The organism is Streptomyces sp. 378 (assembly GCF_030124145.1).
Taxonomy (GTDB): domain Bacteria; phylum Actinomycetota; class Actinomycetes; order Streptomycetales; family Streptomycetaceae; genus Streptomyces.
The window spans coordinates 95374-119326 of the sequence record NZ_JASKMS010000004.1 but is presented as its reverse complement, the minus strand read 5'-3'; the positions used below and the strand labels follow the sequence as shown (position 1 = coordinate 119326).

At 72.7% G+C, this 23953-nt stretch carries 18 protein-coding genes and 1 riboswitch; of the genes, 9 read left to right on the top strand and 9 right to left on the bottom strand.

Annotated features, from left to right (window positions below):
* Position 1: 1 nt before the first annotated feature.
* The 3 genes from QNO09_RS07530 to QNO09_RS07520 form a co-directional block, all read right to left on the bottom strand.
* Entirely contained in the window at positions 2-1168 is a 1167-nt protein-coding gene (locus QNO09_RS07530) for a VWA domain-containing protein (RefSeq protein WP_283969277.1), read from the bottom strand.
* Between the two features lie 139 nt (positions 1169-1307).
* Positions 1308-3713 (bottom strand): DUF5682 family protein, encoded by a 2406-nt coding sequence (locus QNO09_RS07525; protein ID WP_283969276.1) that lies wholly within the window; start codon positions 3711-3713, stop codon positions 1308-1310.
* Between the two features lie 108 nt (positions 3714-3821).
* A complete protein-coding gene (locus QNO09_RS07520; protein WP_283969275.1) occupies positions 3822-4952 on the bottom strand; it encodes an ATP-binding protein in 1131 nt (376 codons plus the stop codon).
* 145 nt (positions 4953-5097) lie between these two features.
* Here QNO09_RS07520 and QNO09_RS07515 point away from each other — a divergent pair, with 145 nt between their 5' ends.
* Positions 5098-6453, top strand: coding sequence for an SWIM zinc finger family protein (locus QNO09_RS07515; RefSeq protein WP_283969274.1), 1356 nt, complete (start codon positions 5098-5100; stop codon positions 6451-6453).
* Between the two features lie 212 nt (positions 6454-6665).
* Complete coding sequence (locus tag QNO09_RS07510) at positions 6666-8345, top strand: DUF5691 domain-containing protein (protein ID WP_283969273.1); 1680 nt, start codon at positions 6666-6668, stop codon at positions 8343-8345.
* A gap of 335 nt (positions 8346-8680) precedes the next feature.
* Here the strand turns inward: QNO09_RS07510 and icmB are convergent, their stop codons facing one another.
* Entirely contained in the window at positions 8681-9097 is a 417-nt protein-coding gene (gene icmB, locus QNO09_RS07505) for a coenzyme B12-dependent isobutyryl CoA mutase small subunit (RefSeq protein ID WP_062928665.1), read from the bottom strand.
* Positions 9098-9622: 525 nt separating this feature from the next.
* On the opposite strand from icmB, the gene QNO09_RS07500 reads away from it, so the two are divergent.
* Complete coding sequence (locus tag QNO09_RS07500) at positions 9623-10486, top strand: esterase/lipase family protein (protein WP_283969272.1); 864 nt, start codon at positions 9623-9625, stop codon at positions 10484-10486.
* A gap of 219 nt (positions 10487-10705) precedes the next feature.
* On the top strand, positions 10706-12268 hold the full coding sequence (locus tag QNO09_RS07495; RefSeq protein WP_283969271.1) for a M23 family metallopeptidase: 1563 nt from the start codon (positions 10706-10708) through the stop codon (positions 12266-12268).
* Positions 12269-12326: 58 nt separating this feature from the next.
* Here the strand turns inward: QNO09_RS07495 and pcrA are convergent, their stop codons facing one another.
* Positions 12327-14807 carry a DNA helicase PcrA gene (gene pcrA / locus QNO09_RS07490; protein WP_283969270.1) on the bottom strand — a complete coding sequence of 827 codons (2481 nt, stop codon included), beginning with the start codon at positions 14805-14807 and terminating at the stop codon, positions 12327-12329.
* A 314-nt stretch (positions 14808-15121) separates the two neighbouring features.
* A riboswitch (cyclic di-AMP (ydaO/yuaA leader) is annotated at positions 15122-15294 on the top strand.
* Positions 15295-15302: 8 nt separating this feature from the next.
* On the opposite strand from pcrA, the gene QNO09_RS07485 reads away from it, so the two are divergent.
* Together QNO09_RS07485 and QNO09_RS07480 are read left to right on the top strand one after the other, a co-directional pair.
* The gene (locus QNO09_RS07485) at positions 15303-16478 is read left to right on the top strand and encodes a C40 family peptidase (protein ID WP_283969269.1); all 1176 of its coding nucleotides are present in this window, start codon (positions 15303-15305) and stop codon (positions 16476-16478) included.
* 279 nt (positions 16479-16757) lie between these two features.
* Positions 16758-17693, top strand: coding sequence for an SLAC1 family transporter (locus QNO09_RS07480; protein WP_283969268.1), 936 nt, complete (start codon positions 16758-16760; stop codon positions 17691-17693).
* On the opposite strand, the gene QNO09_RS07475 is transcribed toward QNO09_RS07480, so the two are convergent.
* Positions 17671-18024 carry a hypothetical protein gene (locus tag QNO09_RS07475; RefSeq protein WP_283969267.1) on the bottom strand — a complete coding sequence of 118 codons (354 nt, stop codon included), beginning with the start codon at positions 18022-18024 and terminating at the stop codon, positions 17671-17673. The genes QNO09_RS07480 and QNO09_RS07475 overlap by 23 nt on opposite strands.
* A gap of 418 nt (positions 18025-18442) precedes the next feature.
* Here QNO09_RS07475 and QNO09_RS07470 point away from each other — a divergent pair, with 418 nt between their 5' ends.
* On the top strand, positions 18443-19501 hold the full coding sequence (locus QNO09_RS07470) for a C40 family peptidase (protein WP_283969266.1): 1059 nt from the start codon (positions 18443-18445) through the stop codon (positions 19499-19501).
* A 9-nt stretch (positions 19502-19510) separates the two neighbouring features.
* On the opposite strand, the gene QNO09_RS07465 is transcribed toward QNO09_RS07470, so the two are convergent.
* A complete protein-coding gene (locus QNO09_RS07465; protein ID WP_283969265.1) occupies positions 19511-20251 on the bottom strand; it encodes a LuxR C-terminal-related transcriptional regulator in 741 nt (246 codons plus the stop codon).
* Positions 20248-21540: an ATP-binding protein gene (locus tag QNO09_RS07460; RefSeq protein WP_283969264.1), complete on the bottom strand. Its 1293-nt coding sequence runs from the start codon at positions 21538-21540 to the stop codon at positions 20248-20250. Before QNO09_RS07460 ends, QNO09_RS07465 begins: the two co-directional genes overlap by 4 nt.
* A gap of 178 nt (positions 21541-21718) precedes the next feature.
* Here QNO09_RS07460 and QNO09_RS07455 point away from each other — a divergent pair, with 178 nt between their 5' ends.
* Positions 21719-23155, top strand: coding sequence for a PspC domain-containing protein (locus QNO09_RS07455; RefSeq protein ID WP_283969263.1), 1437 nt, complete (start codon positions 21719-21721; stop codon positions 23153-23155).
* Entirely contained in the window at positions 23142-23363 is a 222-nt protein-coding gene (locus QNO09_RS07450) for a hypothetical protein (protein WP_283969262.1), read from the top strand. The genes QNO09_RS07455 and QNO09_RS07450 overlap by 14 nt, the downstream gene beginning before the upstream one ends.
* A 15-nt stretch (positions 23364-23378) precedes the next feature.
* On the opposite strand, the gene QNO09_RS07445 is transcribed toward QNO09_RS07450, so the two are convergent.
* Positions 23379-23906, bottom strand: a complete 528-nt coding sequence (locus QNO09_RS07445; RefSeq protein WP_283969261.1) for a DoxX family protein — start codon at positions 23904-23906, stop codon at positions 23379-23381.
* Positions 23907-23953 lie beyond the last annotated feature (47 nt).

Genomic DNA, 23953 nt, shown 5'->3' with positions numbered 1-23953 from the left:
TTCACGCCGCGTCCGGTATCGGCAACGGCCGCTTCTCGATCGCCGCTGCCATCACCTCGGGGAACAGATCGGGCGTGCACGCGAACGCCGGTGCCCCCAGCGCCGCGAGCGCCGCCGCGTGCTCCCGGTCGTACGCAGGTGCCCCCTCGTCCGAGAGCGCCAGCAGCGTCACGAACTGCACGCCGGAGGCCTTCATCGCGGAGACCCGCTTGAGCATCTCGTTGCGGATGCCGCCTTCGTAGAGGTCGCTGATCAGCACGACCACCGTCTCCGCGGGCCGGGTGATCTGCGACTGGCAGTACGCGAGCGCCCGGTTGATGTCCGTGCCACCGCCGAGCTGTGTGCCGAACAGCACGTCGACCGGGTCGTCGAGTTGGTCCGTGAGGTCGACGACCGCCGTGTCGAAGACGACGAGTCGCGTGGAGATCGTCCGCATCGAGGCGAGCACCGCCCCGAACACCGATGCGTACACAACGGATGCCGCCATGGATCCCGACTGGTCGATACAGAGGATGACCTCCTTCTTCGTGGACTGGGTCGCCCGCCCGTAGCCGATGAGCCGTTCCGGCACGATCGTTCGGTACTCGGGCAGGTAGTGCTTGAGGTTGGCCGCGATGGTGCGGTTCCAGTCGATGTCGTGGTGGCGGGGCCGGCTGATCCGGGCACTGCGGTCGAGCGCGCCGGTAAGGGTGGCCCGGGTGCGGGTGGCGAGCCGCTTCTCCAGGTCCTCGACGACCTTGCGCACGACGGCCCGGGCCGTCTCCTTCGTCGTCTCCGGCATCGCCTTGTTGAGTGAGAGGAGCGTCCCGACGAGGTGCACGTCGGCCTCCACCGCCTCCAGCATCTCCGGCTCCAGCAGCAGCGTGGCGAGGCCGAGCCGGTCGATGGCGTCGCGCTGCATGACCTGCACGACGGAGGACGGGAAGTAGGTGCGGATATCCCCGAGCCAGCGCGCCACGGACGGCGCCGACGCCCCGAGCCCCGCCGAACGGTCCCGGCCGCCCTGTGACGCGCCGTCCTTCCTGCCGTAGAGCGCGGTGAGCGCCCCGTCCATCGCCGCGTCCCGCCCGGACAGCGCGCACCCGGTGCCGTCCGCCGCGTCCCCTCCGAGCACGAGCCGCCATCGCCGCAGCCGCTCCTGAACGGGGTCCGTCGTCCGGGACGTCATCCCCGTCCTCCCTTGCGGGGCCGTTCCCACAGCGGGATCACCGGCACGGCCGTCGCCGGTCGCTCCTGCGCCAGGAGCCCGCCCGTCGCGGTGCCCCTTCCCTCCGGTGTCGTCGCCCGCTGCCTCGATGCCTTGGTCGTCATGCCGTCACCCCCGTCAGGTCGTTGCCGGTGTTCTCGTCCACTTCGTCCAGCCCGAGCAGCAGCCGCACCACCGGCAGCACGGCGTCCGCGCGCGCCGGGTCGAGCTCGGCCGCGAAGCCGGGTGTCCCCGCGCCGGTGACGGCCGCGCCGCCTCCGGCTCCCGGTCCGCGTCGGACCAGTTCACCGATGGTTCGGCGCACGCCGGGCTCGTACGCCGAGAACGTCCGCCGCAGCAGGGGCAGTACGTCCGTGAAGGCCTCGGCCGGCACGCCGGTCAGCCACGCGACGACCAGCCCGAGCAGCCGTTCGTCGTGCACCAGGAGCATCCCGCCCCCCGAGCCCCCTCCGACGAACCCCTCGATCCACGCGGCGGCGTCGGCGGGCGGTGTGCCCGGTGACAGGACGAGTCCCATCAGCAGTGCCGCCTCGTCCTGGGCCAGTTCCCCGTCGTCGAGCAGGAGCCGCACGGCCCGCCCCCGGATCACACCGGGCACGGTGTCCCGCCCGGACAGCACCCGCAGCACCGCCTGCCAGCGGGCTCTCAGACGGCCGTGTCCCTGCGCGGGCGCGTCGCCCAGGAGCCCGACGGCTCCGTGCACCGCGTCCACATGGCCTCGCATCTCCTCGGCGGCGTCGGCGTCGAGCGCGGCGCAGGCGGGGGGCAGTCCGACGAAGACCCGCTCGGCGAGTCCCGCCGCGACCTCCGCCAGGGCGCCGGTGTCCGTGCCGCGCACGTCGCCGTAGCGCAGGGAGCGGACCAGGGCCGGGAGTGCCTGGGCGAGATGGCCGACGTCCGTGTCGAGGGCCGCCCGGTCGGCGAGGACCCGCATCACCGTGGGCAGCGCGTCGGGCAGCTCCGCCAGGAGGCACCGCTCGGCGAGCCCCGTGACGTCGGCGAGGCCCGCCGCGGTGACGGCGTCCCCCTCCGCCTTGGCCGTAGCGGCGGACAGGACGGTCGTCCCCCACACCCCGGCCTCGGCGACCCGCACGGCCAGCTCGGGCTCCCAGCGCAGCCGCCACGTCTCCCGGAAGGTGCCCGTGCTGCCCCGGGAGGCGGCCGGTTCACCCCACGCGATACCGAGCAGCCGCAGCCGGTGCAGCAGTCTGCTGCGGGCGGCGTCGTTCTCCTTGCGCAGGTCGAGCTCGACCTCCCGCTCCAGCGCCTCCGGCTTCAGCCTCAGCCGGCGTTGCAAACGGGTGAGGTCCCGCTGCAACGGCACGGCCGGCGCCGACGGCGGCACCTCCCCCAGCACGTCCCCGACGACGAGGCGGTCCCGCACCAGTGCCAGCGGCACGTCCGAGCCGTCGCACATCACCGCCCGCACCGCGTCGGTCGTCTCGCTCAGGCCGGGCAGCGGACGGCCGCGCATCGCCGCCAGGGTCTCGGCCAGCCGCACCGCCTCGATGACATGCGCGGAGGACACGATCCGGTCCTCGGCTCGCAGCAGTCCCGCCACCTTGGTCAGCCACCGCTCGACCGGCCGGTCCGGGGCACTGAACAAGTGCCCGTACCAGCCCGGCGAGTCGATGCCGGCCCCATACCCGCTGTCCCGGGACAGCCGGCGGTGGGTCCACGGCACCCAGGTCAGGTCCGTCTTGACCTTGGGCAGCCCTTTCAGCAGCGCCCTGTCGGCGGCGACGGTGGTCTTCTGCCGCAGGGCCGGGACGTGCCAGGCCCCGCAGACGACCGCCACGGCGTCCTCGAACTCCCGCTGGGCGGAGCGCACCTGAAGCCGCATGTACGCCTCCCGCACGAGGTCCCGGTCGTGTCCCCCACTGCCGTAGGTCTCCCGCAGCGCGGTCATGGCCTCCTCGAGCGCGGTGAACGGCGCGAGCGCGTCGCCCGCTGCCGCCCCCCGGTGTTCCACGACGTCCTCCCACCACCGCTCCGGGTCGTCGTAACCGGCGGTTCGGGCGAGCACTCCCAGTGGGTCGATCCGCAGGTCGGCCGGGCCGGGGGCGATGTCCCCGTCCGCCGCCTCCTCGGCCTCCTCGGCCTCCGGAGGGCGCTCGCACTCCACCGCCGCCTCGTCCTCCCGCCGGCCCCAGGCCAGCGTGTGGGTGGCGGGCAGGTCGATGAAGCGGGCCGGTACGTCGTGCTCCAGGGACCAGCGGAGGGCGCCCCACTCCGGGGAGAACTCGGCCAGCGGCCAGAACGCCGACCGGCCGGGCTCGTCCACGGCGTGGGCCAGCAGGGCGACCGGCGGGCGCATCTCCGGATCGGCGGCGAGCGGGACCAGCGCGTCGGCCTCGGGCGGCCCCTCGATCAGCACGACCCGCGGCCGGACCTCCTCCAGCACCGCCCGCACCGCCCGCGCGGACCCGGGTCCGTGATGCCGCACTCCCAGCAGCACCGGCCCCGCTCCGGCCCTCTGGCCGGCGGCCCTTTCCACACCGGTCATCTCATCCCCCTCCCGTCCCGCACGCCCGATCCGAACCCGCCGGCAACCGCCGCCCCGCCGCCCGGGCCCCCGCCCCGCGTCGGGCCCGGGGCCCCCGCCCCACCTCGCTCACACGCTCACCTCGCGGCAGGCCCGGTAGAAGTCCTTCCAGCCGTCGCGCTCGCGGACGACCGTCTCCAGGTACTCCTGCCAGATGACCCGGTCCGCAGCCGGGTCGCGGACCACCGCGCCGAGGATGCCCGCGGCGACATCGCCCGGCCGCAGCAGGCCGTCGCCGAAGTGGGCCGCCAGGGCCAGTCCGTTGGTGACGACGGAGATCGCCTCGGCCGTGGACAGCGTGCCGCTGGGCGACTTCAGCTTCGTCCGGCCGTCGGCCGTGACCCCGTCGCGCAGCTCACGGAAGACCGTGACGACCCGTCGGATCTCTTCGAGACCCTCGGGCGCGGCCGGCAGGTCGAGGGAGCGGCCGATCTGGTCGACGCGCCGCGAGACGATGTCGACCTCGGCCTCGGGGCTCTCCGGCAGCGGCAGCACCACGGTGTTGAAGCGGCGGCGCAGGGCGCTGGAGAGGTCGTTGACCCCGCGGTCGCGGTCGTTGGCCGTGGCGATCAGGTTGAAGCCGCGGACCGCCTGCACCTCCTGGCCCAGTTCCGGTATCGGCAGCGTCTTCTCCGACAGGATGGTGATCAGCGTGTCCTGCACGTCGGCCGGAATCCGGGTCAGTTCCTCCACGCGGGCCGTCATGCCCTCCGCCATGGCCCGCATGACGGGGCTGGGCACGAGGGCGTCGCGGCTCGGGCCGTTCGCGAGCAGCTGCGCGTAGTTCCAGCCGTAGCGGATGGCCTCCTCCGGAGTGCCGGCGGTGCCCTGCACCAGCAGCGTGGAGTCACCGCTGACCGCCGCCGCCAGATGCTCGGACACCCAGGTCTTCGCCGTGCCCGGCACGCCGAGCAGGAGCAGGGCGCGGTCGGTGGCGAGCGTGGTGACGGCGACCTCGACGATGCGGCGCGGTCCGACGTACTTGGGGCTGATCACCGTGCCGTCCGGCAGTGTGCCTCCGAGCAGGTAGGTCGCGACGGCCCAGGGCGACAGCTTCCAGCGGGCCGGGCGCGGACGGTCGTCCTGGGCGGCCAGCAGGGCGAGTTCATGGGCGAAGGCGTCCTCGGCGTGCGGTCGCAACGCCTGGGCCGCGTTCGTCTCCCCCGCTTCGACGGACGTCGGCTCAACGGACACAGTCATGGCAAAGTCCCCCTCCAGCTCGGCCGGTTCGGATCTGGCACCAACGTTGCACCACCCCACTGACAATGCGTTCTGACCTGCGGAAACAGTCCGCCGGGGGCGTTCACGGACCCGATTGTCAGTGGTGGGATCTACCTTCGATGGCATGACTCAGCAGGGGGTGCGCTGGACGGCGGACCAGGTGCTGGCACTGGCACCTGACGCCGCATCACGCAAAGCGGGAAGCAAACTCGGCGCGGCGGGACCGTGGTCCGAGGCGGGCAGTTCCGACGAGGGGGCGGTGTGGGGGCTGTGCAAGGGCAGCGGAAGCAAGCCGTATCAGACGGTCGTGGACATCGCGGACGCCGCCGGGCCCGCGTACAAGTGCAGTTGTCCGAGCCGGAAGTTTCCGTGCAAGCACGCGCTCGGGCTGCTGCTGCTCTGGGCCGGCGACGAAGCGGCGGTGCCGCCGGGGCAGGCGCCGGAGTGGGCCGGGCAGTGGATGGCGGGGCGGCGCAAGCGCGCGGAGGAGAAGAAGGCCGGGGACGGCTCCGGTGCGTCGTCCGGGCCCGCTGATCCGGAGGCGGCGCTGCGCCGGGCGGAGCGCCGGGCCGAGCGGGTCACGGCGGGCGCGGTGGAGCTGGAGCAGCGCCTGACGGACCTGTTGCGTGGCGGCCTGGCGACGGCGGAACAGGCGGGGTACGGCCTCTGGGAGGAGACGGCGGCCCGCATGGTCGACGCCCAGGCCCAGGGTCTGGCGGGCAGGGTGCGGGAGTTGGGGGCGATCCCGGGGACGGGTCCCGGCTGGCCGGTGCGACTGTTGGAGGAGTGCGCGCTGCTGCATCTCCTCGACCAGGGCTGGTTGCGCCGCGAGCGGCTCCCGGACGGCCTCGCCGCGACGGTCCGTTCCCGGATCGGACTCCCGGCCTCCGCGGACGGCCCGCCGCTGCGGGACCGCTGGCTGGTCCTCGCGCAGCACGACACGACGGACTCGCGCCTGACGACCCGACGGATCTGGCTGCACGGCGCCGCTTCGCGCCGGACCGTGCTGCTCCTCTCCTATGGAGCCGCCGGACGCGCCCCGGAGCTGGCACTGCCGGTGGGGCTTGCCCTGGAGGCGGAGGTGTCCGCGTACCCGGGCGCCGGGCGGCTGCGAGTGGTCCTGGGCGAGCAGTTCGCCCCGCCCGCGCCCGCGGCGCTGCGTCCGCCGGGGACGACGACGTCCCAGGCGCTGGCCCGCTACGGCGACGCCCTGCGCGAGGATCCGTGGCTGGAGTCCGTCCCGGTGACGTTGGACCGGGTCGTCCCGGCCCCGGACGGCGACTCGTGGCAGCTGGCGGACGCCGACGAGGACGCGGCGTTGCCGATCACTCCCGCCGGGCGTTCCCGGCCGGGCCTGTGGCGGCTGGTCGCCCTGTCGGGCGGTGCCCCGGTCAGGGTGTTCGGTGAATGCGGCCACCAGGGCTTCACCCCGCTGACGGCCTGGCCGGAGGGGCCGGGCGAGGCGGTCGCCCTCTGCTGAGCCGACGGCACCGGCATCGGCCCCGGCACGAGTACCGGTACCCGCACCAGCACAGTCCCCTGCGTCGGCACGAACACCGGCCCGGGCCCCGGCCCCGCCCGGCCGCTCGGCCCGGCGCACGCATCCCACAGACCCACGCATCTTTCAGGCATCGCGGGACAACCGACAAGGGCGAGCCTTCAACCACCGGGCGCCCCGCGGAAAGGAAGCTCATGACCAGGACCTCCGCTCCTGTGGACGCGCCCGGCGCGGACGCCTGGGAGGGGCTCGTCACCACCGCGCTGCTGGGCACCGACCGGCGCACCCCGCCGGGCAGCGCTCCCGGCCCGGACGCACCCGTGGCCCTGCTGGACGCGGCGGCCGTGCAGACCGTGCGGCGACGGGCCGGTCTGCGTCCGGCGCGGGCCGCCGAGCGGCTTCAGCCGGCTCCGGTGGACGCGCGTCCCGCCCTGCCGCCGGCGGCCGCCCACAGACTCGCGATGCTGCTGGCCGACCGACCCGGTCCGTCCGGCGGTGGCCGACGGGGCGCCGCACCCGACCTGGTGGAGCTGCTGCCCCAATGGCTCGCGGCGGCGAACGCCCGTGGTTTCGCACCGCCTCCGCAGGTGCTTCCGGCGCTGCTGGACGCGGCCCGGGGGCGTACCGACCTGCGCCCGGCGGCACTGGAGTTCGCGGGGCCGCGGGGTCTGTGGCTGGCGCGGCTGAACCCGGACTGGCGTTTCGCCCTGCGCGCGACCTCGGGCGGCGGAGCGGCCCTGCCGCAGCCCGAGGACGACGCCAGGATCCAGCGGCTGTGGCAGGAGGGCCTGTTCGCCGAACGGGTCGCCCTGCTGTCCGCGCTCCGCTCCCGTGAACCGGCCGCCGCACGCGCGCTGCTGGCGACGACTTGGACGACGGAACGTGCCGAGGACCGGCTGATGTTCCTCGACTCCCTGCGCGCGGGCCTGGGCCCGGACGACGAGCCGTTCCTGGAGCAGGCCCTGGCCGACCGCAGCCGCAACGTCCGGGCGACGGCGGCGGAGCTGCTGTCGTCCCTGCCCGGTTCGGCGCTCGCCGCGCGCATGGCGGTCCGGGCGGAGGCCTGTGTCGCCATCGACCACATGCGGACCGTGCCGCCGTCGGAGACCGGCGGCGAGCACGACGGACCGGGGAGCACCGCGCAGAACACCCCGACGATCGTCGTCGAGGCACCGCACGAGTGCGATCCGGCCATGGAGCGCGACGGTGTCGTGGCGAAGGCTCCGGCGGGGCGGGGAGAACGGTCCTGGTGGCTCGGCCAGTTGGTGGAGGCGGCGCCGCTCGGTACCTGGTCACGGCGGCTCGGCGGGCGTACGCCCCGGGAGATCGTGGCGCTGCCGGTGGCGGACGACTGGCAGGGCGAGTTGCACGCGGCGTGGTGCCGGGCGGCGGTGCGCCAGGAGGACGCCGAGTGGGCACGCGCGCTGCTCGGCGAGCCGTCGGCGCCGGAGGCGGGCGGCCCGGGGGCGGTGTCCCTGGCCGAACGCGCCAGGCTGCTCGGCACGCTGGGCGCCACGGAACGGGCCGAGTGGGTGGCCGGCTTCATCGCCACGCACGGCCTGTCCGAGGCCTTCCAGTTGCTCGGGATGTGTGCGGTGCCCTGGGCCGCACCGCTCGGCGGGGCCGTGGTGGACGCGCTCAACATCGCTCGGGACGCGGGGAGTTATCCATGGAGTTTCAGCGGGGTCATGGGCCTGGCCGAGCGCTGCCTCGACCCGTCCGAGGCCGCCCGGCTCGACGCCCTGCTGGCCGTGCCGGACGAGCCGGAGAACGCGTCTCCGGGAGCGGGCGGCTACTGGGCGGAGGCCTTCCAGCGCCTCGTCACGACCCTGCGGCTGCGTGCGGCGATGGCCGAGGAGCTGGGAGCGGCCTGACCCCTGCCCGCCCGTCCGGCGACGGCGGCCCACCAGCAGCCGACCACCGCCGAGCGTGCCGACGACCGGGGCCGCCGGAACCACCCGGTCGGCCGGGCCCCCCGGAACTACCCGGACGACCGGTACGAACGAAACAGCAGCAACCAACTGAGCGACCGCCGAAGGGGACCGTCCCGCCGAAAGATCTCACCCGAGCCGGGAAGGCACCGGCTCTGCCACCGGCACTGGCACAAGCTCTGGCACTGGCACCGGCACCGGCACCGGCACCGGCACCGGCTCCGGCACCCGCTCCAGCCCCGGCTGGACATGGCCACCCCGGCCAAGCCGCCGGAGGCCTACGCTTCGGCGGGCTGGCGCGCGTTCGTCCGCACCCAGTCCACGATCGACGCCGTCGTCGCGCCCGGAGTGAAGATCTCCGCGACGCCCTTCTCCTTCAGCAGCGGAATGTCCGCCTCGGGAATGATCCCGCCGCCGAAGACCAGGATGTCCTCCGCGTCCCGCTCCTTGAGCAGGTCGATCACCGCCGCGAAGAGCGTGTTGTGCGCCCCGGAGAGGATGGACAGCCCGATCGCGTCGGCATCCTCCTGAAGCGCCGTGTCGACGATCTGCTCGGGAGTCTGGTGGAGCCCGGTGTAGATGACCTCCATACCGGCGTCGCGCAGGGCCCGCGCGATGACCTTGGCCCCACGATCGTGGCCGTCGAGCCCCGGCTTGGCCACCACCACGCGGATCGGACCGGCTGCCACACCCATCACTGCCTCCATGAAGCGACTACATCCATCCGTACCGACAAGTACCGCACACATCGGGCAAGCCGTACACGCCGCACCGCACGGACACCTCACCCCGAACCGTCCGGGCAAGTGAACGAACGTTATGTCCAGCATCCCGCAACCGGCAGTTTCGCGGTGCGCGGCGAGGGGGAAATCACATGGTGGGACAAGCGCAAGGGGAGCCGCATCGAGGTTGCCGTACCGCCGCGCCGTCCACCACACACAGCGGCGGTCAGGTGCTTCGGCGAAGGCACGCAGGGCAAGCACCGCACGCACAGCACGCAGGGCAGACACGGCACACCAGCGGGGAACCTCGTCACCCCACCGATCGGGGACCTCCGTCGCACCTCAGGCGTCCCACACGCCACACGCCGCGCTCCAACCCCGCAGCTCACGCGGCTCACGCCGCTCTCGCGGTCAACGCCGGCCGTCTTCGCGGCTGCTCCCCACGAGGGCACACGGGGGGGCGGAGCCGTCCTCCAGCGTGCCGACAGGAGGTCGGCCATGAAGGTCACCAGGGCTGCTCTGCCCTTTCTTCCGCTCTGCGAGCGCCTGCTGCCGAGCAGGACGGCGGGACTGCCCCTGGCCCTGCTGAAGGCCACCGCCCTGGAGCTCGCGATCCTGGCCGGGCATCTCCTCCTCTACCCGTCGGGCATCACGCAGGAGCGACGCACCCCCGTTCCGGCACTGCCCACGGACGGCGCCGCCCAACTGCCCACGCGGGCCAAGCCCCCGGTCGTCCTGCTGCACGGCTTCATCGACAACCGCTCGGTCTTCGTCCTCCTGCGCCGCAGTCTCGCCCAGCACGGCAGGCAGCGGATCGAGTCCCTCAACTACTCGCCGCTGACCTGCGACATACGCGCCGCGGCCGAGTTGTTCGGCCGGCACATCGAGGAGGTCTGCGAACGCACCGGGTCCCCGCAGGTCGATGTCGTCGGGCACAGCCTCGGCGGTCTGATAGCGCGTTACTACGTGCAACGCCTCGGCGGCGACACGCGTGTACGGACCCTTGTCACGCTCGGCACGCCGCACGCCGGAACCCGGGTGATGCCCGTGGCGAACGCGCACCCCATCGTGCGCCAGATGCGCCCCGGCTCACCGGTGCTCGATGAGCTCGCTCTGCCCGCCCCTGACTGCCGTACGCACTTCGTCAGCTTCTGGAGCGACCTGGACCATGTGATGGACCCGGTGGAGACGGCCCGCATCGACCATCCCGACCTGAGGGCGGAGAACGTGCGCGTGACCGGCATCGGCCATCTCGCCCTGCCCGTGCACCCCGCCGTCGCCAACGGCATACGAGAGGTCCTCGACACGGCCCGCCCGGGTGAACCGGCCGCCGAACACACCGGCGGCCTGACGGTCGCCTGAGACTCGTCATACGGCGGGCCCACCACGGCGAAGCACCGATCAACATCGAACAAACTTCGAACACAGAACCAAACCCGTGCCCGCAGTCCGCCAAAACACGGCCGAATGCCCGTTTCCTGCGCGCGTGAAACCTGTCGAAGATTGTCGTGCCCGCGTACCGCCGGGTACAGTCGCCGCACTGCTCTGGCAGCCCCTGTTGTCGAGGCGAAAGAGAAGTTGGTGAACGACCGTCACCCGTCGGGGACCATGACCCCGGCTCCGGCTTCCGACGCCGCCTCGGCGCACTACGCGTCGTACGGCACCGAGGAAGCCCAGTACGGCGACTCCACCACGTACGGCGACCGCGCCGCCACCGGATTCGACCCCTCCGGTACCCACGGCGCCGGTTTCGATGCCTCCGGACACGCCACCACGAGCTTCGCCACGGACCCCCTCTTCGGCGACATGCCGGGCAGCGGCCACGACACGGGCACCTACGACACCGGTCAATGGCCCACCGGCACGCACGAGAACGTGCACTACGACGCGTACGCGGCCCAGCACCACGCCGCCTACGACACCGGCGTCTACGACACGACGTCCTGGCCGGGCGAGCAGCTGCCGATGTCGGCCATCCCGTCACCGGCCCCGTCCCCCGACGCCACCGGGCAGTGGGAAGCAGGCGCCTGGCTCCAGCCCGACCAGTCCGGCAACCCCGCCGACCACACCCAACAGTGGGACTGGGGCACGCAGACCTTCGACACGGGCGCCTACGACGCCACGCAGTGGAACTCCGACGGCGCCGCCGCGCCTTCCCCCGAGGCGTACGAGCACTCTGCTGAAACCTTCGACCAGCACGAGACCGCGACGTTCGAGCAGGTCGCCTACGACGCATCCGACGGGGACGGCTACCGCGACTCCGAGGGGGACGGCTACCACGACCCCGACGGGGACGGCGACGAACCGGCCGCCACCGGCGAACTGCCCGTCGTCGCACCGCTGCTGGACGGCCAGGAGGACGTCGACCCCGCTCGGTCCCCGCGGGCGGCCTCGCGCGCCGGGTCGCGTTCCCGCCGCCGTACGCCCCCCAAGCGCTCGGCGCTGATGACCATCGCGGTGCCCTCGGCGTGCGTGATGGGCGTAGCCGGGATCGCCGCCGCCTCCGTCGGCGGTTTCGCCGACGACAGTGCCGCCGAGGCGCGGACGACGGCGGCGGACGCGCAGCCCGTCAAACCGGCCGCCGCCAACAACAAGCTGGACACCCAGCTGCAGAGCCTCGCCGCCGGCGCCGACGACTTCGCCGACCGGGCCAGTCGTACGCAGGAGCGCATCGACCTCAAGGCCCAGCAGGCGGCCGAGAAGAAGCGAGCGGCTGAGGAGGCGGCCCGCAAGGAGCGGCTGCGCCCCAAGTTCGCCCTGCCGGTCGCGCGGCACGGACTCAGCGCCTACTACGGCCAGTCCGGCATCAACTGGATGTCCCTGCACACCGGCATCGACTTCCCCGTCTCGTACGGCACGACCGTGATGGCCGCCACCGACGGCACCGTGCGCACGCAGTGGAACAGCGCGTACGGCAACATGATGATCGTGACCGCCAAGGACGGCACGGAGACGTGGTACTGCCACCTCTCCACCTACACGGTCCCCTCGGGTACGACCGTGAAGGCCGGCGATCCGATCGCCCGCTCCGGCAACTCCGGCAACTCCACCGGCCCGCACCTGCACTTCGAGGTGCGCCCGGCTGGCGGTTCGGCGATCGACCCGCTCCCGTGGCTGCGCAGCCACGGCATCGACCCGGCGTAACGCCCGGCAGCCCCCGCCCGCCGGGCGAGCAGGGGCCCCACCGGCTCATCCCACCGGGCTACAGCTTCTCCACCGGCGCGTACCGCAGCAGCAGCCGCTTCGGCTTGGTGTCTCCGAAGTCGATCGTCGCCTCGGCGTTGCCTCCCGTGCCCTTGACCGCGACGACGGTCCCGAGCCCGAACTGGTCGTGCGTGACCCGGTCCCCGACCGCGAGCGACACCACCGGCTTCTCCGAGGTGCGTCGCGTGGCGAAACCGGAGGCGCCCGAGGCCGACGAGCGGGAGCGGGACGAGGACAGCGAGGCCGCCACCGCCGAGACCGGCCCGGAGGCCGCCGGTCCGGTCGCACCCGTCCGCTTCCACTCCACATACGTGGCGGGGATCTCCTCCAGGAACCGGGAGGGCGGGTTGTACGAGGGCTGGCCCCAGGCGCTGCGCAGCGTGGACCGTGTCAGATACAGCCGCTCGCGCGCACGGGTGATGCCGACGTAGGCAAGGCGCCGCTCCTCCTCCAGCTCCTTGGCCTGGCCGAGGGCGCGCATGTGCGGGAAGACGCCGTCCTCCATGCCGGTCAGGAAGACGACCGGGAACTCCAGGCCCTTGGCGGTGTGCAGGGTCATCAGGGTGATGACGCCGTCGCCGTCCTCCTCGTCGGGGATCTGGTCGGAGTCGGCGACCAGCGCGACCTGTTCGAGGAAGTCGGACAGGGTGCTCCGCTCCTCCTCGCCGCGCTCCTGCTCGAACTCCATGGCGACGGCGGCGAGTTCCTGGAGGTTCTCGATCCGGGTCTCGTCCTGCGGGTCGGTGGAGGCCTGGAGCTCGGCGAGGTATCCGGTGCGCTCCAGGACGGCCTCCAGCACCGTGGCCGGTCCGGCGCCCGACTCGACGATCGTCCGGAGATCCTCCATCAGCGTGTTGAACCGCTTGACGGCGTTGGTGGAGCGCGCGGCCATGCCGTACGCCTCGTCGACGCGCTTGAGAGCCTGCGGGAAGCTGATCTTCTCCCGCTGGGACAAGGCGTCGATCATCGCCTCGGCGCGGTCGCCGATGCCCCGCTTGGGGACGTTGAGGATCCGGCGCAGCGGCACCGAGTCCTCGGGGTTGGCCAGCACGCGCAGGTAGGCCAGGACGTCCCGGACCTCCTTGCGCTCGTAGAAGCGGACACCGCCGACGACCTTGTAGGGCAGCCCGACGCGGATGAAGACCTCTTCGAAGACGCGGGACTGGGCGTTGGTGCGGTAGAAGACGGCGACATCGCCGGCCTTGGCCTCACCGGTGTCCGTGAGGCGGTCTATCTCGTCGGCGACGAACTGGGCCTCGTCGTGCTCGGTGTCGGCGACGTAACCGGTGATCGTGGCGCCCGCGCCCGCGTTGGTCCACAGGTTCTTGGGGCGGCGGGACTCGTTGCGCTCGATGACCGCGTTGGCGGCGCTGAGGATGGTCTGCGTGGAGCGGTAGTTCTGCTCGAGCAGGATCGTCGTAGCGTCCGGGTAGTCCTCCTCGAACTGGAGGATGTTGCGGATCGTGGCGCCGCGGAAGGCGTAGATCGACTGGTCGGCGTCACCCACCACGCACAGCTCGGCCGGCGGCACGTCGTCCGGGCCGGGGGGTACGTCGACGGGGTGCTCGGAGGTGCCGACCAGCTCTCGGACCAGGGCGTACTGGGCGTGGTTGGTGTCCTGGTACTCGTCCACCAGCACGTGGCGGAAGCGGCGGCGGTAGTGCTCGGCGACGTCCGGGAAGGCGCGCAGCAGATGGACCGTCGTCATGATCAGGTCGTCGAAGTCGAGCGCGTTCGCCTCGCGCAGCCGTGACTGGTACATGGCGTAGGCCTGGGCGAGGGTCTTCTCGAAGCCGTCGGTGGCCTGGGCGGCGAAGTCCTCCTCGTCGATCAGCTCGTTCTTCAGGTTGCTGATCTTGGCGCTGAAGGACTTCGGCGGGAAGCGCTTGGGGTCGAGGTCCAGGTCGCGGCAGACCAGGGCCATCAGACGCTTGGAGTCGGCGGCGTCGTAGATCGAGAAGGACGACGTGAAGCCGAGCTTCTTGCTCTCCCGCCTCAGGATGCGCACGCACGCGCTGTGGAACGTCATGACCCACATGGCGTTCGCGCGCGGGCCGACGAGCTGCTCGACGCGCTCCTTCATCTCGCCGGCGGCCTTGTTGGTGAAGGTGATCGCGAGGACCTGGCCCGGGTGCACGGCCCGCTCGGCGAGCAGGTGGGCGATGCGGTGCGTGAGCACGCGGGTCTTGCCGGAGCCGGCACCGGCCACGATGAGCAGCGGGGAGCCGGAGTGGACGACGGCGGCGCGCTGGTTGTCGTTCAGCCCCTCCAGGAGGGTGGCGGTGTCCACCACCGGGCGGGGGGCGCCGTCCCGGTAGTACGGGTCCCGGTCCGGGGGCACGTCGAACTTCCCGCCGAACAGATCGTCCGGGATCGACTCCGGTACGTGATCGTCCTCGGGCGGCGGCGGGGGCTCGCCCGCGGGGCCCCGCTGGGCCTGGAGGTTCGCCAGGAAGTTGTCGTCAAAGAGGCTGCTCATCGCTCTCCGAGTCTAGGGCGCCCCACTGACAGCCCGCCGCCGCCCTGGAAACATCGCCGCGCGCCCGGACTCCCGCCGGCCACCCGGCGGCGTGATATCGCCCTGCATGACGGCCTGATCACAGGCTGCTACACCCCATTCAATTGCGGACGATTCGCAACTAAACCCCCTCGGTCAGCCACCGTACGCAACGCCCATGAGGAAGGTCACGAAAACGTATCGGGCATATCACCCATCAACCTTCACAGGGGCCACACGAGTTGGCTACGGTGCGACCAGGCCGCATGACCCCCACCGGCGAACGTCGCCGGGCCGCGCGGCCTCCGCCGAGTCCGGTGTGCCGCAGCGGCAGCCGGAGCCGGGGACCCAACCGTGAACCTGGGGTGAATCGGCCCGACTCCCTGTGCGGAGAAGGCCGTAGGGCAACCCTTCCGAACCATCCGCCCGAACCCGACAGCTAACCCGGTAGGCGGAACGTGGAAGGAGTCGCCTCCCTTGGCGTCGCACCGCAAGTCGCGTCCTACGGGTACGCGCGTGGCAGGCATACGGACCCCCGCCCTCGCAACGGCGGCCCTCACCTCCGTGGCCCTGCTGTCCCAGTCGGCCAACGCCACCCCCGAGGCCGACGGCAAGCCCAGCCTGGAGGAAGTCGAGAAGAAGGTCGACGATCTGTACCGCCAGGCCGGGTCGGCCACCGACAAGTACAACGCGGCCAAGGAGAAGACCGCGAAGCAGCGCAAGCGCGTCGACACCCTCCTGGACGACGTGGCCCAGCGCACGCAGACGCTCAACGAGGCGCGCGAGCAGCTCGGTTCCTACGCCTCCGCCCAGTACCGCGCCGGTGTCGCCGCCCCGGACACGGCGACGTTCCTGCTCGCGGACACCCCGCAGGACTACGTCGACCAGGCCCAGCTGATGGACCGGATGACGGGCCGTCAGAAGGACGCGGTCGACGACTACGTCACGCAGCAGTCCGAGACGATGAAGAAGCGCCAGGAGGCCACCGAGAGCCTGGAGACGCTCACCGAGTCGCAGGGCGATCTGAAGACGGCCAAGGCCACCGTCCAGCGCAAGCTCGCGGAAGCGCGCGAGCTGATGTCGAGGCTGACCGCCGAGGAGAAGGCGCGGCTCGCGGCGATCGAGAGGGAGCAGCGGGAGGAGGCCGCCCGCAAGGCCGACGAGCTGGCCCGGCAGCAGGCCGCGCAGCAGAAGGCGCAGGAAGAGGCCGCCCGGCAGCAGGACAGCGGCTCGTCGTCGATGTCGCCGGGCACCGGTTCGTCCACCTCGACGGCCCCGGCCGACTCGTCGTACGCCACCAAGGCGGACAAGGCGCTCGCCTTCGCGCGCGCCCAGATCGGCAAGCCGTACGTGTGGGGCGCCGTCGGCCCCGGTTCCTACGACTGCTCCGGCCTCACCCAGGCCGCCTGGAAGGCCGCGGGCGTCGACCTGCCGCGCACCACCTACGGCCAGGTCGACGCCGGCACCACGGTCCCGCTCTCCCAGGCCCGGCCCGGCGACCTGGTCTTCTTCTACGACGATGTCACCCACGTCGGGATCTACATCGGCAACGGCATGATGATCCACGCCCCGAAGCCCGGCACGTACGTGCGCGAGGAGTCGGTCTACTACGACGGCGAGTCGGCCGTCCACAGCGTGGTGCGGCCGGCCTGAGAGATCTCGTCGCGATTTCGAGGGGCACGCGCGCGTGCCCCTCTCGTCGCGCGTCCGGCGCTCTCTAGTGCCGCGGCGGGCAACGTTTGCCCGTCAAGGAGCGGCGTCCGGTGCGTGCTCTCGGCGCGCCGGGTGCAAGCCCTCGTACCGGGTGTACTCGGGCTTGTGCCCGGTGCGGCGGTGGGGGCCCCTCCCGCTCGAGCGAAGCCGAGAACGGGGGAGCGTGCCGGGCGTCGCGACGGGGCGAACGTTGCCTGCCGCGGCACTAACATCGGCACCATGTCCGGTCCCTCCCTGTTTGTCACCTGGTGGGCGATGTATGCGCTGGCGACCGGTGTCGTCTCGGTCGGTCTCGACTCGGCGGGCCACGAGGTCCTCTCCCGCATCGCCCTCGCCCTGGCCTGCGCGGCCTGGCTGGTGGCGGCCACGGGCCTCGCCCAGCGGGCCCACGGCGCGTGGCGGGCGGAGGCGGCGGCGGCGCTGACCGCCGTGGCGACGATCGCCGTGCTCGGCACCGGCTTCTCCGCGGCCGGTCCGCAGCCGCTCGCCGAGGCGCTGCTGGCACTCGCCATGCTGCTCTGGGCGGCGCTGCTCGGCGTGCGGGTCACAGAGCGGCGCGGCACGGTCTTCCTGCGCTGCGTGGCCACCCAGGGCCTCGCCGTGCTGGGCGCCACGCTCGCCGCCGCGGCTGCGGTGGCCTGGCTCGCCCACGCGGCCCTGGTCCTGTTCTGGCTGGGACTCGCGCTCTACGGCCTCGCCCTGTTCCGCTTCCAGCCCCGGCAGGTGGAGGAGGGGCGCGGCGACCACTGGCTCGCGGCCGGGGCCCTCGCCCTGTCCGCACTGGCCGGGGCGAAGCTCCTCAGCGCCGACAGCGCACGCCTGTACCTGTGGAACGAGGAGAACACCGACGCGCTGCGCACGACGACCGTCATGCTGCTCGTGCTCGCCCTCATCGCGTGCGTCGCCCTGTTCCTCGCCGAGTTGTTCTGGCCCCGGCGCCAGTACGACGTGCGGCGCTGGTCGACGGTGTTCGCCGCGGTCGTGACGGCGGCGGCCACCCTGGCCGTCGCCGCCGCCCTGGACGCCCCCTGGCTCGGCGTCGCCGGAGAGGCGCTGCTGTGGGTGGCGGTGGCCGCCTGGCTCGGGTGCACCGCCTGGGCGCTCGCCTCGGCCCGTGCCCGGCGCTCCCGGGTCAGGTCCAGAGCACGGCGATGAAGATGTTCACCGTGGTCAGCAGCCCGACCAGGCCGAAGAGGCCCTTATCCACCCTCTCGTCGTCCCGCTTCACGTACACCAGGCCCAGGATCACGATCAGCAGGGCCAGCTTCACGCCGATCTTGACGTTGTTCACGGACTGGTCGTCGGCCTGGTTGAGGCCCACCAGGATCACACCGGTGACCAGCATCGTCAGCGCGCCGTGCAGCATGGCGGGGGTGTAGCGCGCGGTGCCCTCGCCCATCGCCTTCATCTGGGTCAGGAAGCCGCCCAGGAGCGAGGCGATGCCGATGATGTGGAGGCCGACGAAGAGGTGGATGAGTACGTCCATGAGGCCGGAGCCTAATCAGGGGCTCGCAGGCCGCCGGCACCGGTCCACCGATGCATATATGCGCCCCATAGCACCCGATCACGGTCACTTGCCCGCGATTCGACGCATCGGTCATCACGCTGAGTGAAGTAGACGGGGCCAGGGCGGGACCACGGTCGCATACGGTCACCGTCGGTCCTCTCGAAACACTTCCGCACACCTGCCACCGGCCCGCCACGGCGACGCCTAACGTCCCCTCCAGGTGCCCGGCTCCCCACCGCCGCCCGGGCCAGGGGCGGCAGTCGGACACCACCGCCGAGAAGTCCGGCGGCGTTCCGCTCCCCCTGTGCGGGCCGTCGCCGGACGCGCAGGCCGCCCGTCCGCTCCCCCGGCGGCCACACGCACCCACCGGCGGTCGAGGAAAGGACGTGGCCTCCAGGTGGCAGCACACCGCAAGCCCCGACAGCGCGCCATGGGTGGCGGCAAGGCCCGAACGGCCGCCACGATCGCCCTCGCGGGCGCGGCGACGGCGACGGGCTTCGACGGGACCGGACACGCCGACCCACAGCTCACCCCCGGCCAGGTCAAGGCCGACGTGGACAAGCTGTACCAGCAGGCGGAGGTCGCCACCGAGAAGTACAACGGCGCGAAGGAGAAGGCCGAAGCGGCCGGGCAGCGGCTGAAGGGCCTTCAGGACCAGGCGGCGCGCAAGGAGGAACGGCTCAACTCCTCCCGTGAAGCCCTCGGGTCGGTCGCCGCCGCGCAGTACCGCGCCGGGGGTCTCGACCCCGCGGTGCGGCTCGCCCTGTCCGACGACCCCGACCGGTACCTGGAGAACGCCGAGTTCGTCGAACGGGCCGGCAACCGGCAGCACGCCGCCGTCGCGGGCGTGCGCCGGCAGCTCCGGGAGATCGAGCAGCTGCGCGGGGCCGCCCACATCGAGCTGACCTCCCTGAGGTCGCGGCAGACGGAGCTCGAGCGGCACAAGAAGACGATCACCGGCAAGCTGGGCTCCGCCCGGCAGCTGCTGTCCCGGCTCACCCCGCAGGAACGTTCCCGGCTCGGCGTTTCGCCGGAGCGGGCCTCACGCTCGACGGGCGCGCGGGACACCCTGGCGGCCCCCGGCTCCACCTCGCCCCAGGCGCCCGGCTCCCGCGCCTCCGCCGCCGTCTCCTACGCCTACCAGAAGATCGGCAGCCCCTATGTCTGGGGCGCCACCGGCCCGAACGCCTTCGACTGCTCGGGCCTGGTCCAGGCCGCGTACCGCGCCGCGGGCGTCTCCCTGCCCCGCACGACGTACTCCCAGATCGCCGCCGGCCGCCGCGTCTCCCGCTCCGAACTCCTCCCGGGCGACCTGGTCTTCTTCTACGCCGGCATCAGCCATGTGGGCATCTACGTGGGCAACGGGCGGATGATCCACGCGCCGAACCCCTCGGCGCCGGTACGCGTCGCCCCGCTCGACGAGATGCCGTACGCGGGGGCGACGCGGGTGGTGTGAGCGCCGGCGTCAGACCAGTCGGCGGGCCGTGGCCCAGCGCGTCAGTTCGTGCCGGTTCGACAGCTGGAGCTTGCGCAGCACCGCCGAGACGTGCGACTCGACCGTCTTCACCGAGATGTACAGCTGCTTGGCGATCTCCTTGTACGCGTACCCCCGGGCGATGAGCCGCAGCACCTCGCGCTCGCGCTGGGTGAGGCGGTCCATGTCCTCGTCGACCGGCGGGGCGTCCGTGGAGGCGAAGGCGTCCAGGACGAACCCGGCCAGCCTCGGGGAGAAGACGGCGTCGCCCTCCTGGACGCGGAAGATCGAGTCGACGAGGTCGGTGCCGGTGATCGTCTTGGTGACGTATCCGCGGGCCCCGCCGCGGATCACGCCGATCACGTCCTCCGCCGCGTCCGACACGGACAGCGCGAGGAAGCGGACCGGCTGCTCGGTGTCGCCCATCAACGGGGCACAGCGCCGCAGCACCTCGACGCCGCCCCCACCGGGCAGGTGCACGTCGAGGAGGACCACCTCGGGCCGGGTCGCGGTGATGACCGTGACGGCCTGGTCGACGTCCGCGGCCTCTCCGACGACCTCGACACCGGTCTGCTCGGTCTGGCCGATCTCCGCCTGGACCCCCGTGCGGAACATGCGGTGGTCGTCCACCAGGACCACGCGCACGTGACGCCCGGGGCCGCCGCCCGGCTCCGTGGGCCCGGCCGCCTCCGCCGATCCCGCCGTACCGTTCGTCTCGGTCGGGTCGCTCATGACGTCTTCTCCGCCCTCTCCATCTCCAGCTCGACCTCCGTGCCGCCGTCCGGCACCGCGCGCAGCCGCGCCGTACCGCCGTGGCGCTCCATGCGGCCGATGATCGATTCTCTGACACCCATCCGGTCGGCGGGTATCGAGTCGAGGTCGAAGCCGGGGCCGCGGTCCCGGACGGACACGAAGACCGTCCTCCCCTCGACCTCGGCGAAGACCTGTACGGCGCCGCCCTCGCCACCGTACTTGGCGGCGTTCACCATTGCTTCCCTCGCGGCTTGCATCTGTGCGCCGGTTCTCTCGTCGAGCGGGCAGTCGCCGACGACCACGACCTCGATGGGCACACCGTGCTTGTCCTCCACCTCGGCCGCGTCGCGCCGCACGGCGTCGGCGAGGGTGGTGGGTTCGTCGGCCTCGTCCTTGCCGGTGCCCTCGGGCTTGTAGAGCCAGGTGCGCAGGTCGCGCTCCTGGGCACGCGCCAGACGGCGCACCTCGTTCGCGTTCTCCGCGTTGCGCTGGATCAGCGTGAGGGTGTGCAGCACCGAGTCGTGCACATGGGCGGCGACCTCCGCGCGCTCCTGGGCACGGATGCGCATCAGGCGCTCCTCGGAGAGGTCCTGCGTCATGCGGACGAGATACGGGCCCGCGAGAAGCGTGATCCCGACGAGGACCGCCAGCGCCGCTTGCAGGACCGAGCCGAGGTGGGCGGCGGAGCCCTGGAGGACGAAGATGCCGGAGACGCCGGCCGTCACCAGCAGCACGCCGCCCACCGAACGCAGCAGCGTCACCGTGCGCCGACGGCGGCCGACCTCGGCCCAGCGGGCCCGGCGGGCGTTGTCCGCCTGCCGCCAGACCAGGGCGACGCCCGCGCCGACGAGCACCATCGGCCACAGATACGCCCTGGCTCCGCCGCTGAGGTTCACGTTGCCCACGAAGACCATGGCCACCACGACCATGAGGAGCAGGGCCACGATCTGGCCCTTGTCGGGTCTGCGCGCGACCCGTCTGCGGCGGCCGTCGGGCGAGGTCTCCGCGGCCGGGGGCGCCGGCGGCTTCTGCGCCTCGACACCGCCGACCCCGAGCGGCACGAAGAACCAGAACGCGGCGTACAGCAGAGCGCCGAGGCCGTCGGCCATGAACAGGCCGACGAAGACGAGCCGGACCCAGATCACGGGCAGCCCGAGGTGCCCGGCGAGCCCTCGCGCCACGCCCCCCAGCCAGCGTCCGTCACTGCTGCGGTAGAGCTTGCGCGGCGGCCGCGGTTCGGCGAGTGGCGCTGCTGCGGCTTCCGACATGCCATTGATGGTCACATGTGTGGGAGGCCGGAGCATCAGGGTCGGCCCCTAGGGCACCCCTGATCTCCCCCGGGCCGCCCCCGGAACGGTTCCCGAGCCGCCTCTCAGGGCCGATATCAGGGTCCGGCCAGGGTCGTTCCGGCTCCCGCCGGGGCGTCGCGCCCGTCACCATGGACCCATGACCGATCACGAGCACGCCGCGACGGGTCCGGGACCCGGCTCCGGCCCGGGTCCCGCCGCGGGCTCCGCGCCCGGGAGCGCGGAGGCGGGAGAGCGGGGAGGAGCACCCGGCGCGGCCACCCCGGCCGAGGAAGCCGCCTCGGCCGAGGACGCCGTCCCGGCCGGTCCGCCGCACGCCTTCCGCCGCGACCGCCGGCACAAGACCCTGGCCGGCGTCTGCGCCGGGCTCGGACGGCAGTGCGACATGGACCCGGTGATCTTCCGCATCACCCTCGCCGTGCTCTCCGCCACCGGCGGCATCGGCCTGATCTTCTACGGCTTCGCCTGGCTCTTCGTCCCGTACGACGACGAGGAGAACGAGGTCCGCAAACTGCTCACCGGCCGCGTCGACGGCCAGGCCCTGGCAGCCGTGCTGTTCGCGCTGGTGGGCTGCGGGGTGTTCCTGACCATGCTGAACAACGGCGGGGTGCTGACCTTCGCCGTCATCCTCTCCCTCCTCCTCGCGGGCGCCGGCTACTGGTCGCGCCAGCGCGGCGCCCCCAGCCCCGACCCCATCGCCGCCCAGGCCGTCGCCGACGCCCCACCGGAACCCCAGGCGCCGCCGGTGCTCCTCACCTCCCCCTCCTGGTGGCGTGACCCGATCGTCAAGGACGGCACCCACTTCGGCGGCACGGGATATCTGTGGGGCCCCCGGAACACGCACGACCTGGACGTCGCGGCGGCCGCCGACATCAGCCTCGGCACCCGGCCCGGCGCGCGCGAGGACATACCCGCCCCGCGCCCTGGGCCGCCCCGGGCGCAGGGCCCCCGCTGGATCGGCGGCTGGGTCTTCGTGCTGGCCGTGCTCGCGGGGGCCCTGGGCACCAGCCGCACCTGGGACGGGCACCCGCTCGGCACCAGCCTCCAGACGGGGCTGGCCTGCGCGCTCGCCGTCCTGGGCCTGGGCATGGCCGTCAGCGCCTTCCTGGGCCGGACCGGTGCCGGCTCGATCTTCCTGGCGATCGTGACGGCCGGACTGCTCGCCGGCGCGGCGGCCCTGCCCAAGGACATCGCCACCCACTGGTCGCGCACCACCTGGCAGCCCGCCACGGCGGCGGACGTACGGCCGCGCTACGAACTGGGCACGGGCGTCGGCACCCTGGATCTGCGCAGGCTGGACGTGACCGGGAAGCAGACGGTGACGACGCGGGCGGAGGTCGGGATGGGCCGGATCAGGGTGCTCGTGCCCGAGGACGTGACCGTGCGGCTGAACGTCGAGGTGGGCCTCGGCGACCTCCAGCTGCCGGGCGACGACCCGAAGGACGTGGACGTGCAGCCGGGTCGCCACAAGGAGATCACCCTCTCCCCCGCCGAGGGCGCCGAGAAGTCCGGCATCATCGACCTGGATCTCCAGGTCGGTATGGGACAGGTGGAGGTGACCCGTGCTACGTCATGAATTCCGGCCCGGAAAGCTGGTCGCCGGCGCCGTCCTGATCCTGGTGGGCGTGCTCTACGCGGGCGACGCGGGCGGTGCCTGGGAGACCCCGTGGTTCGTGGCGATCCCCCTCGTCGCGGGCGGGCTGTGCCTGGCGGGCGCGGTGGCGCTCCTGACCGGCCGCGTACGGCGCCGCCGGGCAAGCCGGTCGGGCGCCGACCCGGCGTGACGGCGGGCGGGCCTGTTACCGGTGGCCGCCGCGCTGCCGTCGTCGCGACCGCAGCGCGGCGTCGACGGACAGCAGGGGCGCACCCGCCAGGATCAGCGGGGTCCAGGCCATGAGGTAGGCGAGGTCGTTGCCGTAGTAGTAGGGGTCGGAGGCCCAGCTCACGGTCAGCCACAGGCTGAGGGAGATCAGCGCGCCACCGAGCGCGGCCAGCCGGGTGAACAGTCCGAGCAGGGTGCCGATGCCGACGGCCAGTTCCCCGAAGGCGATGGCGTAGCCGAAACCGACCGGGCTCTTGAGGGAGAGGTCGACCAGGGCGGGAACGGCGGAGGAGTCCCGCACGGCACGCATCATGTCGCCGATCGACCCGGTGCCGGAGTCCCTCATGAACGCACTGTCGGTGAGTTTGTCCAGCCCGGCGTAGATGAAGGTGACGCCGAGGAAGAGGCGCAGGGGCAGCAGGGCGTAGCGGGTCGCGTTGTCCCGCCAGCCTCCTCCCTCGCCGAAGTGCGGGGTGTGCGTGTCCGTTCGCATACCGTGAGTCATCGCTGATGGCCGCCTCTCGCCCGCCGGTGCCGAGCCCCCTCGACAGA